Source organism: Butyrivibrio sp. AE2032 (assembly GCF_000702965.1).
Genome location: NZ_JNLF01000005.1, coordinates 2,104,381 through 2,118,412 on the forward strand (window position 1 = coordinate 2,104,381; position 14,032 = coordinate 2,118,412).

General features: G+C 46.6%; 17 protein-coding genes. 12 read left to right on the forward strand and 5 right to left on the reverse strand.

The features are described from left to right. Positions 1–111 precede the first annotated feature (111 nt). The 7 genes from BO18_RS26915 to BO18_RS26945 all read left to right on the forward strand — a co-directional run bounded on the left by BO18_RS26915 (position 112) and on the right by BO18_RS26945 (position 5,880). On the forward strand, positions 112–1,230 hold the full coding sequence (locus BO18_RS26915; protein WP_034450934.1) for an SPFH domain-containing protein: 1,119 nt from the start codon (positions 112–114) through the stop codon (positions 1,228–1,230). A gap of 112 nt (positions 1,231–1,342) precedes the next feature. Next, entirely contained in the window at positions 1,343–2,296 is a 954-nt protein-coding gene (locus tag BO18_RS26920; RefSeq protein WP_034450936.1) for an alpha/beta hydrolase, read from the forward strand. Positions 2,297–2,299: 3 nt separating this feature from the next. Then, complete coding sequence (locus BO18_RS33695; RefSeq protein ID WP_051689211.1) at positions 2,300–2,770, forward strand: LytTR family DNA-binding domain-containing protein; 471 nt, start codon at positions 2,300–2,302, stop codon at positions 2,768–2,770. Then, positions 2,770–3,201, forward strand: a complete 432-nt coding sequence (locus BO18_RS26930) for a DUF6608 family protein (RefSeq protein WP_034450938.1) — start codon at positions 2,770–2,772, stop codon at positions 3,199–3,201. Before BO18_RS33695 ends, BO18_RS26930 begins: the two co-directional genes overlap by 1 nt. A 126-nt stretch (positions 3,202–3,327) precedes the next feature. Continuing rightward, positions 3,328–4,248, forward strand: coding sequence for an ABC transporter ATP-binding protein (locus BO18_RS26935; protein ID WP_034451898.1), 921 nt, complete (start codon positions 3,328–3,330; stop codon positions 4,246–4,248). Further along, positions 4,245–4,967: an ABC transporter permease gene (locus tag BO18_RS26940; RefSeq protein ID WP_034450940.1), complete on the forward strand. Its 723-nt coding sequence runs from the start codon at positions 4,245–4,247 to the stop codon at positions 4,965–4,967. The genes BO18_RS26935 and BO18_RS26940 overlap by 4 nt, the downstream gene beginning before the upstream one ends. Before the next feature lie 28 nt (positions 4,968–4,995). Continuing rightward, entirely contained in the window at positions 4,996–5,880 is an 885-nt protein-coding gene (locus BO18_RS26945; RefSeq protein ID WP_034450941.1) for a sensor histidine kinase, read from the forward strand. 3 nt (positions 5,881–5,883) lie between these two features. Here BO18_RS26945 and BO18_RS26950 read toward each other — a convergent pair whose 3' ends face one another. Then, positions 5,884–6,543, reverse strand: coding sequence for a response regulator transcription factor (locus BO18_RS26950; protein ID WP_034450943.1), 660 nt, complete (start codon positions 6,541–6,543; stop codon positions 5,884–5,886). A 167-nt stretch (positions 6,544–6,710) separates the two neighbouring features. On the opposite strand from BO18_RS26950, the gene BO18_RS26955 reads away from it, so the two are divergent. Next, the gene (locus tag BO18_RS26955; protein ID WP_034450945.1) at positions 6,711–7,472 is read left to right on the forward strand and encodes a nucleoside phosphorylase; all 762 of its coding nucleotides are present in this window, start codon (positions 6,711–6,713) and stop codon (positions 7,470–7,472) included. 251 nt (positions 7,473–7,723) lie between these two features. Here the strand turns inward: BO18_RS26955 and BO18_RS26960 are convergent, their stop codons facing one another. Then, positions 7,724–8,554 carry a CPBP family intramembrane glutamic endopeptidase gene (locus BO18_RS26960; protein WP_034450947.1) on the reverse strand — a complete coding sequence of 277 codons (831 nt, stop codon included), beginning with the start codon at positions 8,552–8,554 and terminating at the stop codon, positions 7,724–7,726. Between the two features lie 195 nt (positions 8,555–8,749). Here BO18_RS26960 and BO18_RS26965 point away from each other — a divergent pair, with 195 nt between their 5' ends. Together BO18_RS26965 and BO18_RS26970 are read left to right on the forward strand one after the other, a co-directional pair. Then, on the forward strand, positions 8,750–9,337 hold the full coding sequence (locus BO18_RS26965) for a helix-turn-helix domain-containing protein (RefSeq protein ID WP_034450949.1): 588 nt from the start codon (positions 8,750–8,752) through the stop codon (positions 9,335–9,337). 77 nt (positions 9,338–9,414) lie between these two features. Beyond that, complete coding sequence (locus tag BO18_RS26970) at positions 9,415–9,963, forward strand: GNAT family N-acetyltransferase (RefSeq protein ID WP_034450950.1); 549 nt, start codon at positions 9,415–9,417, stop codon at positions 9,961–9,963. A gap of 655 nt (positions 9,964–10,618) precedes the next feature. Here BO18_RS26970 and BO18_RS26980 read toward each other — a convergent pair. Next, positions 10,619–10,939, reverse strand: a complete 321-nt coding sequence (locus BO18_RS26980) for a hypothetical protein (RefSeq protein WP_034450953.1) — start codon at positions 10,937–10,939, stop codon at positions 10,619–10,621. 238 nt (positions 10,940–11,177) lie between these two features. On the opposite strand from BO18_RS26980, the gene BO18_RS26985 reads away from it, so the two are divergent. After that, on the forward strand, positions 11,178–11,384 hold the full coding sequence (locus tag BO18_RS26985) for a hypothetical protein (protein ID WP_034450955.1): 207 nt from the start codon (positions 11,178–11,180) through the stop codon (positions 11,382–11,384). 18 nt (positions 11,385–11,402) lie between these two features. After that, a complete protein-coding gene (locus tag BO18_RS26990; RefSeq protein ID WP_034450956.1) occupies positions 11,403–12,164 on the forward strand; it encodes a class I SAM-dependent methyltransferase in 762 nt (253 codons plus the stop codon). A 26-nt stretch (positions 12,165–12,190) separates the two neighbouring features. Here BO18_RS26990 and BO18_RS26995 read toward each other — a convergent pair whose 3' ends face one another. Both BO18_RS26995 and BO18_RS33700 read right to left on the reverse strand, forming a co-directional pair. Further along, complete coding sequence (locus BO18_RS26995; RefSeq protein ID WP_034450958.1) at positions 12,191–13,135, reverse strand: tRNA-dihydrouridine synthase family protein; 945 nt, start codon at positions 13,133–13,135, stop codon at positions 12,191–12,193. A 55-nt stretch (positions 13,136–13,190) separates the two neighbouring features. Further along, a complete protein-coding gene (locus tag BO18_RS33700) occupies positions 13,191–13,862 on the reverse strand; it encodes a helix-turn-helix domain-containing protein (RefSeq protein WP_051689213.1) in 672 nt (223 codons plus the stop codon). Between the last annotated feature and the right edge of the window lie 170 nt (positions 13,863–14,032).

Genomic DNA, 14,032 nt, shown 5'->3' on the forward strand with positions numbered 1-14,032 from the left:
TTATTTCCCATATCTTATATTGGAGCAATGCTTCGTTTCGTTCGGTGCGGATCCTGTTATCAAATCTGTTAATGCTATAATTTAAGAAAGATCATATATCAGAGGGGAAATATGGGATTCATCAGCAACGTCACCGGTACTTTGTCAGATTCGATAAGTTCGGAACTCAAAGACCAGCACTTAGAGACTTTCAGAACAGATTCCTTAGGTCAGGATATACTCGTTAAACGCGCAGTCAGGCAGAATTCCTTCGGCCGCAACCAGGGCAGCAGCGAGATCATCTCGGCAGGATCAAAGGTCATTATCCCTGCGGGCACCTACGCTCTTATGATCGACAACGGTAAGATCGTCGACAGCGTTACGGAACCCGGCATATATACATGGGAGAATTCATCTTCCGGATCTATTCTGTCCGGAGGAGTAAAGAGTGTAATGGGGGATGTTTTCGACAGGTTCAGATTCGCAGGCGAAGTCACGAAAAGCCAGAGGATATACTTCGTCAACGGACTCGAGATAATGAATCAGACCAGCAATGAATCTCTTCATCTGCCTTATCCGGATCCGGTCTACGGGACTCTGTATTTCAAGTTCAAGATAATGTTTTCATTCCGCATCGTCGACCCCGTAAGATTCTTCAAAAAGACAGGTAAGGCCACCACCGTATACGATTACATGGGTTCTCCCGCATTACCGAAACAGCCGTTTACGGAAGTGCAGGATCACATGGAGGAGGCGCTCAATCTTTGCGGTTCCCGCGATAAAGTGCCTTTTCCGCAGCTTCTATCAAATAAGAGCAAGTTGAAAGATGCCGTTAATGAAACGATATCTGAAGTATGGTACGAGCAGCGCGGAATGGTCGTCGAGTCGATAGCCATGACCGGATTGACTCTCGATGAAGCATCCAGAAAGCGTGTGGAACAGTTCGACTCGGCAAAGATCTTTGCCGACGATCCTGCCGCTCTTCAGGCACTTGTAGCTTTAGGCCTCACGAAAGCCATGAATTCCGCCGCATCAAATCCCGCGGGAGCCATGACAGGTTTTGCGGGTTTGGGCATGGCAGGTACCGTGGCCGGCAACATTCAAAACGGAGTCTCCGCCTTCGGAGGACAAAGCGTCACGGGTCCTGAGACCTGCCCGTTCTGCGGGACGCCGCTGCCTTTGCAGAAACCTCTTGAATACTGTCCGGCATGCAATGCTGACATAAGATCCTATTTCCAGGGTATGTCGTGACATAATTGCAACCTGAACAACCTGAAATGCAACTTGTGCGGATCTGCCCTCACGGCGGATACGCTTTTGCTATAGTCAGCTCATCAAGCAAAGCAAAAGGAGTTTCAGGAAAATGAAAAAGAACAGGATCATCAGGGGTTTGGGAATCACATTGGGCGTTATCGCATTTATCGGAGCAGCGGGATCCGTTGCGATGGGCGGATATATAGCAGACAGGATCCTTCATCAGAACAGCGATAAGGATACGCAGGATAACAGCATTAAACAGCTTGAAGTATGGGGATACGATACGGAAAAGTTCATTAACACATACACAGGTTCAGAGATCAGGGCTGTAGCTGAAGACGGAAATGAAGTTCCGGGAACATATTTCGATAATGGCAGCGATAAGGTTGTCATCCTCGTTCACGGTGCGGGAGGAGACAGGGTATGCACATATCCTCTTGCAGAACAGTACATCGAAGACGGTTTTGATGTCATCGCCATCGATCAGAGAGGCTGCGGCACAAATCCTGACGACAGGGTCACATTCGGCATAAAGGAAGAACTTGATGTTAAGGCAATGGTCAGGTACGCAAGAGAAGAATTGGGTGCGGAAAAGGTGATCGTCCACGGTCAGTCGATGGGTGCACAGACAACGGCGATCTACGCTTCAAATGTAACACCGGGTACCGTTGAGGCAGCAGACGCGGTGATCTGCGACAGCCCCGTTCCCGGAATGGAACTGGTCCTTAAGGAAATGTTCGGTGACGGAGATACGGATTCATTTGTTGCCTGCTATCTTACGGGTACCAGCAAGGTCTTCATGAAGGTTGTGGACGGAATCGATTATGATGACGGCGATACCATCAATGTGGTTAAAAATGATTACATTCCCACAATGATTATTGTCTCCGATAAGGATGAGGTCTGTCTCCCTGACCAGGTTATGCAGGTTTATGATAATATAGCGTGCGGAAATAAGATGATCCTCCATGTTGACAGTGCTCATATCGAAGGCATTATCGATGATCCCGAAGGTTATATGAACAGTGTGGAAAGCTTTTTGATCGGAACCGGAATCTGAAGAATGAAACTCAATCTGTACGAAGATAAGAACAATACCGATGAACATGTGGACATATATTATGCCAACATGCGCCCGTTGATCAGGCAGCTTGTTGATACGGTCAACTCGGAACGTCCGTCGCTGCGGGGCCGGCCGGCTGATGAGGATCTGGATGACGGGGAAGAGATCCTGCTTGATCCCAAAGAAGTCTATTATCTGGACCACATTGACCGCAAGCTGTTTGCCTATACCAGGAACGGAGTGTTCCGCATTATGAATACCCTCGCGGCATGCGAAGAGATGTTATGGAACTACGGCTTTGTCCGGGTGTCAAAATCGAATCTTATCAACATTTACAAGATCAGCCAGTTAAAACCCGATCTAAACATGAAGGTCTATGCACTGTTTGATAACGGGGAGCGGATCTGTATCAACAGAAGCTACAAGAAAAGCTTCAACGAATATCTCCGGAGAATGAGGAGGATGAGCTGATGACGGAAAAAATAAAAGAGTATCTCTTAGAGCTCTGCTGTGTTTATGCTTTCATGTCGGTTACAGGCGCGGTCGTCAATATCATCGCGGGAACGGAGACGAACAATATTAATGTGCTAATCATGTTTGCAACATGTGCGATCGCTACTTTCGTTCTTTTCCTTCACAAGCTGTTTGACGGCGTAAGCCCGCTTGCGATGATCATCATACAGTATCTTGTCGCGTGCGCTCTGGTAGGACTGATGCTCCTGTTGGTAAGCAGATTTGTAAGTCCCATCACCCCGCGCGGATGGTTTGAGTTTTACCGTTCGTTTACCATACCTTATATATTCCTGGCTGGGTTTTATTACTTCAGGGTGTTTTCCGAAGCCAAAAAGCAGAACAGACTGATCAAAGAGATACAGGATAAAAACACAGAGAGACAGGGATAATACGGCAGCAGCTTCTCCCGGCAAACAAGGGCGGTCCTAATCTTTAGTTTTTCTTTAGATTTGGTGAATGATTCTCTTAAGATCGTTTTTTATACTTACATCATCAAAGCGAAAGGAATAAGCGCGATGAATGATGTAATTTTTGAAGCAAGGAATCTTACGAAGAAATACAAAGAACAGTATGCTCTTAATGATGTAAGCATTTCCTTAAAGAAAAACCGCATATACGGTTTTATCGGTGAGAACGGTGCCGGCAAGAGCACGCTGATGAAGATCATGGCAGGTCTCATATTCCCCACGTCAGGCGAGATGACATTCATGGGGGAGACGGATCCTGCGGCAATCGAACAGAAGCGCAAGAGCACCGGAACGATGATCGAAGGACCTTATCTGTATCCTGGCTATTCTGTCAGACAGAATGTCGAGCTCCAAAGGATTCTTGTAGGCAATCCCGATGAGTCCGCAACGGACAGAGTGATCGAACTGGTCGGACTGGAAGACAGCAAAAAGAAAAAGGCCAAAAAGCTTTCGATGGGCATGAAGCAGAGGCTCGGCATCGCAATGGCGATGGTAGGCAATCCGAGATTCCTGATTCTTGATGAACCCATAAACGGTCTCGATCCCAAGAATATCGTAACTTTAAGGGGCATGCTTAAAAAGATAAACGAGGATAACGACTGCACCATCTTCGTATCGAGCCATATCTTAAGTGAACTCTATCTTCTGGCGACGGATTTTATATTCATCCATAAGGGAAAGATAATCGAGACGCTGACACATGAACAGCTGGAAGAGAAATGCAGTCAGTTTATCCTGATCAGGAACAGCAACATCCCCGAGACGGTGACTATCCTTGAAAAGCATTTTCCCGGTACCGCATACAAAGTGGAGACGGATGATACCGTCAAGGTTTTCGGCAGTTCCGCGATCATGCCTGAGCTGTCAGGATATCTGATGAAGGCCGGGATAGTCATATCAGAGCTTGCCGAAAAGGAAATGTCACTCGAAGAGTATTTTATCAGTATCACAGGGGGAACAAAGGAATGATCAATCTACTGAAGATCGAAGGATACAAGGCGAGAAAGTTTATACCTTTATACATCTGTCTGGGAATAGTAATCCTGATGGGAATTGACTGGTTTTTCCAGGGATTGAAGCAGGAGGCAATAGATTTAAGCAATTTCGCGACCATGCACGACGGTTTTGCCGAAGGCGTTCAGGACTGCTCGTTCTCTTTCCTGTACGGAATGATCATTGCCTGGTTCGCGGGAATAGATTTTACCAACAGGACATTGCACAGAGCAATCGTTTCGGGCAATAAGCGGTGGAAGATAATCGTTGCCAAGCTTATTTCGACAGGACTGATGGTATTTATCATCCACTTCCTGGAAATTGTCGGGCAGACTGCAGTATTCGGAAGGCAGTTCGGTTATTCTTTCGAGGGATTCTCCGTACGTGATCTGTTATGGCTGGGTGTCGTCACGCTTCAGATCGCCGCGATGACCGCTTTCTACCTGCTGATCACCGTCGTCTGCGGAAATGTTTACACGGCTCTTTTCGCCTGCGTTACCGTATCCACATTGGCCGGAAACGTATTGAGGAATTACCTCGGAGGCAACTACATATATGAGCACTCGTTCTTCTGTCTGGCGAAAAGCTCATCGGCAGCTGATTTGATACCCTGTGCCCTGTGTGCAATAATAGCGGTTATCGCACTTGTATTTGCCGCATCATTTATCTTCAATAAAAAAGATGTAGCCAATTAAGTCATTCTGAATAATCGGAGGACCGGAAATGTTATATGTGATCATCATCCTTATAATACTGGTCCTCTTTTTATTTGTCAGATTACTGCTGCTTAAAAAGGAACTTAAGCGCATTACAAAAGAGATGAAGAATAATCCCGCAAAAGCCCATATGAACATGGATTTTATCGACGGGGATCTTCAGAACATGATCACTGAAGTTAACGCTCTGTACGATGAGATCATGCATATAAAGGCAGAGGGTAAGGATGAGGAAAGAAGGATAAGGGAATCCATCTCCATGATCTCTCATGACATGAGAACACCTCTGACTTCCGTCATCGGATATCTTCAGGTCGCAGAGAGAGCGGATAACGCGGATGAAAAGAATGCCAACATTGAGATAGCTCTGGAGAGAGCCCGCTATCTGAATGATCTCGTTAATGATTTCTTCGACATTTCCCTCATAGAATCCGAACAGGTTGAGATAAGTTTTGAGAAGGTGAATCTCTCAGAGACGATCTGTGAAGAGATACTTGCCGAGAGTCCGGAGATCGACAGAAAAGGCATAGTTCCGTTGTTTGAACAGTCTGACCGGGATATTTATGTAATAGCTGACAAAAAGAAGCTTGCAAGAGTTATACAGAATCTTATTTCCAATGCCGTGAAGTATTCGGAAGAAAGGCTGGAATTCAGGATAGTTGAAGATGATCCTCAGAAAGTAACGCTGAGCATAATCACCGATTCATCCGGAGAAATAGATACGGACAGGATCTTTGACAGATTCTATCAGAGCGATCCTTCCAGGAACAAAGGCGGTGCGGGCCTGGGTCTTTATATCTGCAAGAGTTTTGTGGAGATGATGGACGGAACCATCTCGGCCGTGCAGGACGGCAAAACATTTGAGATAAGGCTTGCTTTTTCCAAAGCCTGATGATCAGTCAGCCATCCGGTAACCCATGCCGTATACGGTATCGATATAAGGTTCGTCCGTGAGCTTTGCGATCTTTTTCCTGAGGTTGCTCATGTGGACGTTCATGGTATTGTCTTCGCTTATGTAACTGCTTCCGGTCACGCTCTCAAAAAGATTACGCTTCGAAAAGATCTTGCCCGGATTGCCCAGCATCAGCTCCAGGATGGAATATTCCATTGCGGTACAGACAAGTTCCTGATCTCCTATGTAGATCCTTCTTGAATCTTTTTCTATCCTCATCTGCTTATAAGACAGATTCTCATTCTTGTCTTCAACTCTTCTGAGGACCGCTTCGAGACGGAGGATGACTTCGTCTATGTCAAACGGTTTGCAGATAAAATCGTCAGCGCCCAGCCTTAACAGTTCGATCCTGTTATGGACGTCGCTTTTTGCAGACAATACTATTACCGGTGTTTTCTTGACTTCCCTGAGAGATCTTAAAACTTCTTCTCCGCTCTTCACGGGGAGCATGAGATCCATAAGGATCATCTTATAGTCCTTTTCGAGAGCCATGTTAAGGCCAGTAAGACCGTCGGTGCAGCTGTCGACCTCATAGCCGCTCTTTTTCAGGATGCCGCATAGCAAGGAGTTTATCGTCTGATCGTCTTCGATTACCAGTATCATTCTTTATTCACCTTTATCCCTTAATATTCCGTGGTTTAAACGGAAGACTGAATAATTATACCATTTGTGAATGCGCAGCAGGTTACATCCCGTTTTGCATTAACCGGACAGGCATCAATGGTATAATCGTTTTACTCGGGAAAACAGGATATAGGAGGAACATCGTGATGATTACCGGATCATTTGATAACGCGACTGAGGCAATATGCAAGCCGTATAAGAATGAAGAGGCAAAAAAGGTCGATGCCTGCATTCTGACTTTCTCCAATGAGATCCTGCAATATGTCCTTGAAGCTTATGACTGCACCAAAATCGGCGATCTTTATTCCGCGAACGGAGCAAAGCCTGTTTACGGGTTCACATACAAGGGAAAAGAATTCGCGGTATATATGTCCTTTATTGGCGCTCCGGGCTGCGTTGGCGACATGGAAGATTCAGTATCCGTCATAAGCACGAATAAATTTATAGAGTTCGGCGGCTGCGGGTGCCTGAACAAAGAAATAGCCAGAGGAAAGGTTATGGTTCCCACGGAAGCCTATCGTGATGAGGGAACCTCATATCACTACGCGCCGGCTTCCGATTACATAAGAGTGAAAAACAGCGAAAAAGTCGCTGAGTTTATGGAACAGGCTGGTCTTCCATATGTTAAGGGCAGGACCTGGACTACCGACGCATTATACCGCGAGACCAGAGGCAATTTTGAGAAAAGGAAGAGCGAAGGCTGTATCTCAGTCGAGATGGAATGCGCGGCGGTTCAGGCCGTGTGTGATCTCAGGGGATGGGATGCCTATTGCTTTTTTACTTCCGGCGACCTTTTGGATGCCCCGAAGTGGGATCTGCGGATGGAGAAGGGGCAAAAGAAACACTCACAGCATGATCCCGGACATTTCGAAATAGCTCTTGAACTTGCCTGCTACGTTGCCGGCTGATCCTGACTGCCCGGCATGGCAGTTTAGGGGAGCCCTGACCGCAAGTAACACTGTTACATCCGCTCAGCCGTAGGGCTTTCGGGGTTGTCCCGTTTCCGGTAGGAAAACTAAAAAATTGACACATAAACAGGCTCCGGGGTCGTTTTCCGGAGCCTGATTTTTCGGGAACATGACCTGAAAAATGGGTTTCACACAACGGATGGCCATGTCCTCAGAAACCAAGGGTTGTGGTTTTAGTAGATTGTTTTTTCTTATGCAATAGCCTTTGCAGCCTTGTTCGCGCTGACGAGTTCCGGTGTTTTGCTCTTTCTCATGAGGAAAATGAAGATTCCGGTAAAGATGGGGACCAGGACGAGGCTTCTCAAATCAAGGCGGTTGATAGTATCTACGTCAGATGCACCCCAGAGCATTCCGTTGTAAACGAAGCTCGCTCCGTCGATAAGCGCATGGATCAGTACCGTGGGCAGGATGCTTCTGCCGGATCTGTATGTGATCGCGCCGAATACAAGACCCAAAGCGATTGCGTTTGCTGCCTGAATGAGTACGAAGGTAAGTGATACGCCTGCGAGGAGGTTCTGAAAATGATTGAGTCCGAATACCGTTGCCGTGCATACGATCGATAAGATCACGCCTTTTCTGGTGTTTGAACCGAAGAAGTCCATAAAGAGCTCCTGAATGACGCCTCTGAAAAGGCCTTCCTCAGCTACGCCTATAAGGAACCACCTGATTATGACCAGTACAATCTCTAATGCAGGGATGAGTGTCTTGCCGGGCAGATCCAGAAAGCCTGCCAACATCAGGAGCGTGTATGTGATGAGCATCGGCAGTCCGCAGACAAGACCCGTCGCCAGACCTTTTCCCGTGATCTTAAGTACGTTTATCTTTTTAAAGAGGAAAATAAGTCCTACGGTAATCAGTGCACCGATAGCTTCGATCACAAAAGATCTGTAGTTCCCGTTTGTTGGTAAGATGGCTTTCAACTGAGTGGGGAAGATTGCCTTTAATGTAATGAGCAGTCCGTTACCCATAAAGAGTGAGAATGCTATTGCTAAAACTTTCTTGATCTTTTCGCTTGTGTTCATGTCCGTTTCTCCTTGGTTGTTGTGTGATGCCCTGACCATAGCAAAACGGACTGCCAAGATACACGACATGAAGCGACTGAAGGGTAAAAAACTCTGCCAGACAAGGTTGTCGGGTGGCCCGGAAGCCTTATAAATTGGGCATTCTTACACTTTGTGGTAGAATATCCGGTGAAACGGAAAATATGGGAGAAAAGTATGGACACGGTCAAGATCGGAGCCTTTTTAAGGGAACTCCGCAAGGAGAAAAACCTCACTCAGGAGCAGTTAGCCGACGTTTTTAACGTGTCGGCAAGGACGGTCTCAAGATGGGAGACCGGCAGCAACATGCCGGACATCGGTATCCTCGTGGAAATCGCTGACTACTATCAGCTTGACGTAAGAGAGATCCTGAACGGTGAGAGAAATGCCGCTGTGGCCCCGGATGACGGCTCAAACCTCAAAGAAGTGGCCGAATATGCCGACAAAGAGAAGGAGAAGATGGCCGTAAAGGCCAGGATCTACGCCATAGCCGGGATCTGCGGCATGTTCATCTTCGGCTTGATCAGGGCATTTGGCTCTTCTGACAGCATGATCTGCAGGCTCATCGCGTCGGTTGCCCTTATCCTGGTCTACGCGGCACTGGCTTCGAGCCTCATCTACACTTCGTCCCGCCTTCAGACCCTGCAGCGCAAGCTTAAGTCGAAGATCAGAAAGAACCTTGTCCTCATCATCGTAACCATCTGCATAGGTGTGATACTGCTGTTTACGCTCGTCCCGATGCTCCTGATAGGCTCGACCGGCTGACGGCAGGGCAGATCACAATTGGTTATTCAGCAACGGTGCGTTAAAAGGGAAAGCCGAACGGTCAGAAAGGATACCGGATGAGATTTGAGAGCATAACAGTTAAGGATAAGACAGGCGAAGAGATCGAACTCCGGAATGCCGACGTTCAGGACGCCGGGGCACTTATCGAATATTTGAAGGTGACTAATGCCGAGTCGCCGTATCTTATCTGCGAGCCTGAAGAGATTACTTTGAGCCTTGAGCAGGAAATCGAGATCATAAAAAGGAAAGAAGCTGCGGAAAGAGAGCTTCTTCTGTTGGCTTTTGAGAACGGACGGCATATCGGGAACGTCTCGCTCATGAGCGTCGGCATCTCAGTAAGATATAAGCACAGATGCAGCATCGCGATAGCTCTGTACAAAGAATACTGCGGGAGAGGCATCGGAAGGATAATGCTAGGGGAGGTATTGGATGTCGCGAAAAAGACCGGATACACTCAGGCGGAACTTGAGGTGGTCACGGAAAATACCGGCGCCGTTCACCTGTACGACTCTCTCGGGTTTGTTAAGTACGGCCAGCTTCCGAACAGTATGAGATACAGGGACGGGCGCACGGTCGATTCGTATCTTATGGTTAAAGAATTATAAAAGGCCTTATATGATTAAAGAGCGTAAAAAGATTTGCAAAGTGTCTCTGATCGGATTTCTGCTCTCTTTTATTACGCCTTTGTCCCTGCTCTTTGTGAGTATGTATGTCACGAATAATCCCGATGACGGTTTTCCGGTTTTGCTCTTATGGTCGGTTATAGGCTTTTGGTTTTCCCAGGCTGCGCATACTGTTTCAGAAATTGGGATCATCCATTGTGCCGTAAAGAAAAGGAGAGGCATAGCATTAAGTGTGATCGGAATCGTAATCTGTCAATTGATTATGTGGGTTGCAGTTATTGTGTTTTGTGTCCTGTTCTTACACGAGAGTCCGCCCATGCCGGTAAATTGAGTTTGTAAGACGGTTACCGATCCCGGTTAATTGGCAGACCAATTGTGATCTGCCGATATGCTGACTACCTTTTGCATTTTTTCAACCCTTTTACACCCCCTAAAAGGGTTAGAATTCTGCAATCCTTTTGAATTTGCATCTTTTCAACCCTTTTTGTCCTCTCAGAGGGTCAGAATACTGCAATCCACTGTAACTGCCAATATCATAGAATTAAAACGGAGCTGATCCCGTTTTGAGACAGCTCCTTAGTGTTTTTTTGTATTACCTTCATATCTTTTACGGATTCTCAATGATAAAGGTGTTATATTACGCGATCCTGGGGCCCTTGATCATGAGGTCTTTAGCTATCTTCATTGCATCTTCCCATGTAATGGAACGGCCCTGATAGAAGTATTCATTATCATAGATGCAGTGACTGACGCAGGTGATACCGATCTTTGCCCAGGCTTCGTCTATCTTTGCAGAACAGTAATCCCAGTGGGTCGTTACATACATGTCTCCGAGTATCTCGTCGTTTAGACCAAGATCATGAAGAAGTTTGCTGTCATTTGCTACCTGGCCGATCCCGCCGCCGTTTATTGTGTCGAGCTGAACCATATCGAGTTCCATCTTTTCGAAGTTTTTCATTTTTCTGTCCTCCTTGGTTGGTGGTGTTTTGTTTATGGTTTCATTATCACTGGCGGCTATAAGTCAAACAATCAGTAATCAAGGGGCGATCCGTTGCATTGGCAACACATACGTCACTGTGTGTCGCGTATATAGTGAAAAAATAAGCCGGGATGCCGTGATACGGGCTGCAAAAGCGGATTTCCGGCTTGTCTGTTCCTGAATGGTATAATGTCCGTATCCGGGGGTATGGCGAAATATGACTTTTCAATATTTGTTTGGCGAAGCAGATACTTACATCCAGGCAGCTTTATTGCTGGCAGGTCTGGTCTTTGCGGTCATGGGAACGGTTTCTTCCGATGCGGAAAAGGGCAGGAAGAAACTGGGGATCTCATTGATTATAGTAATTGTCTTCCTTATGTTTATGTGGTTTGAGATATTCGCATATGGAATAGGGCAGGGCTAAGCCGGTCAATGGGGTTATATGGATAATTCGAAGCTGTTGTTTTTCGATGAGTATGAACAGTTTTATAAGATGACCGGCAGTTCAAAGGCATTTGAAGCTTTTTGCAGGGATGCTTTCGGGCAGGATCTTTCTCAGGACGGGTTCAGCGATATAAGACAGGTAAACCGTATCATCAGCCATATTCCCGCAGGAGAAGATGTTCATATCCTTGATGCCGGATGCGGCAACGGGAAGATGCTCGGGTATCTGCAGGAAAAGACCGGTGCATATATCCACGGATTTGATTATTCAGGAAATGCGATTGATTCAGCCAGGAAAATGTTCCGGACCAAAGCGGATTTCAGACAGGGAGCTATCGGGGAAATAGATTATCCTTCTGAACGATTCGATCTGGTTGTCTCCATGGATTCGATGTATTTTGCACCCGATATGGAGAAGTTCGTCCTGCAGATAATGAGATGGCTGAAGAAAGACGGAGTGCTGTTTGCAGGTTACCAGGAAGGCGATGTCATGCCGAAGACTGAAAGCCCGAAAACCACAGTCCTCGTACAGGTCTTCGAAAAATGCAATATTCAATACGAAGTCGAAGATATAACCTTTGAAACCTACGAATTGCTCAAAAGGAAGAGAGAGGCGGCACTCCTTCATCAAAAGGATTTTGAGCAAGAAGGCAATGAAGAATGGTTTGATCTGCTGATGCTCCAGACGGAATGCGTTAAGGATCCGTTCGAAGAGTTTGCCCGTAATATGGCAAGGTACATATACGTTGCGAGAAAGTAAGCATCTGAAAGCCTTCCAAAGAAAAATCAGTCCTGCAGGATGCGGTATGTGATATCCTCATACTCTGCGTATTTCTTTGCCTTCATCAGTTTTTTGATGTCTCGTTCCTTGCCGTCGAAAAGAGAAAGAGTCTGCCAGTAAGACCAGAGTTCCCTCATCTTGTAAAGGACATTGATATCGGGTGACATGACTTCCTGATAGCCGTGATAAACGGCGTCATGCAGTTTACTGAATTGTCCGGGATCGGTTTCTGATGTGAAACCTTTAAGCTTGTCAGCCAGAGAAGGATCTGCGATCAGGCCTCTGCCCAGCATTATGGTATCGGGACTGCCGCCGAACGCACCTGATAATTTATCGTAGTCCTTACGGGTGAAGATGTTCCCGTTATACACAAGAGGACATTTTGAATGCTCCAGTGCGTAGACGTAATATTCCTTACGGGGTTCACCTTTATAAAAGTCGGATCTGATCCTCGGGTGTACGATCAGTTCGCTTAACGGAAAGCCGTTAAAGATATCCATAAGGTCATAGAATTCATCGGGATTGAAATATCCGAGTCTCGTTTTGACCGATATCTTCATGTTTTCAATTTCAGACCAGACGTAGATGTCATCCAGAAATCTCTGAAGAGCCAATGTTTCCGGAAGGAATCCCGCGCCCTTGCCCTTTGCACAGACGGTTCCGGAGGGGCATCCGAGATTCAGGTTCACTTCTTTGTAACCCATCTCCTGAAGCTCCTTTGCCGCTTTGATAAAGCAGTCTGCACTGTTCGAAAGGATCTGGGGTACCAGGTTTATCCCGGTGTTGTTCCCGGGAGAGACATCCCTGCGCTCCCTTGATGTCATCGGAGCCTTTTCGGAAGGGGAGATGAACGGCGTGAAGAATTTGTCGACGTGACCGTAGATCCCGCTGTATGCATTGCGGAATATGTAACCTGTAATGCCTTCGAGCGGGGCGAAATATATCTTCATGTGATCCGAGATTTTTCCTTTAACAGGCTGCTGTTTCCCTGGAACGCAGGTTAATTCAGGGCTGTCTTTTGCAGCGCCTGATCATCTCATCAGCGTCCCTGAAACCGCGGACTTTTTCGAGTTCGATCAAGGCGCTTTTGTAGGACTTGTTGTCAAAGAAATGCTTGCCCCTGCAGTAGATCTCCAGCTTGCGCGCTTCTGCCTGTCCCTGCTTACAGATACTGATAAGTTCGGACGCGATCGTATCGTTAAACTTGCCGCACTCGGTCATGGCCTGCCTGAACAGCAGATCGGCTTCATCTGCCGCAGCCATATCCGTCCTGGTGTCCAGGATCAGGTTGGCTTTGCTGATAATAGTGCTTATACGGGAATATTTGGGATAGAGCTCTGCAATGGCCCACTTGTTTCCGCAATTTGCACACTTGCAGGTTATATCTGCAAAACTGTAGATCAGCTTTCCGCCGCACACTTTACAGTTAAAGGTTATCTTATCATTTGTGGAAGTCTTGGGACTTTCAGCCGGCTCCTCTCCCACTAATGATTCAACGGTAACGTCGTAAAAATCCGCGATCCTGACCAGCATCTTATAATCGATCGGAAGGCGGCCCGCCTCCCACATATAAACCATGATTGCCGTGACACTGAGAGCTTCTGCCAATGCTTCCTGAGTGAGCGAATGCTTTTCCCTCAGTTTCTTTAAGTTCTCGGCAAGTACTTTCATATCCATTTTTAGAATCTCCTGTCCGCTGTCTCTCATATATGATAGCGGAAATGGGGGGCTATTTAAACAGATTTTTATTCTTTCTGTTAATGAGGCGGAGAAGTCACCCTGAAAAGCTTTGTTATATAATCGAATAAGATTTCAGGCAGTAAGACATGTTGTCATATGCGCGGAAC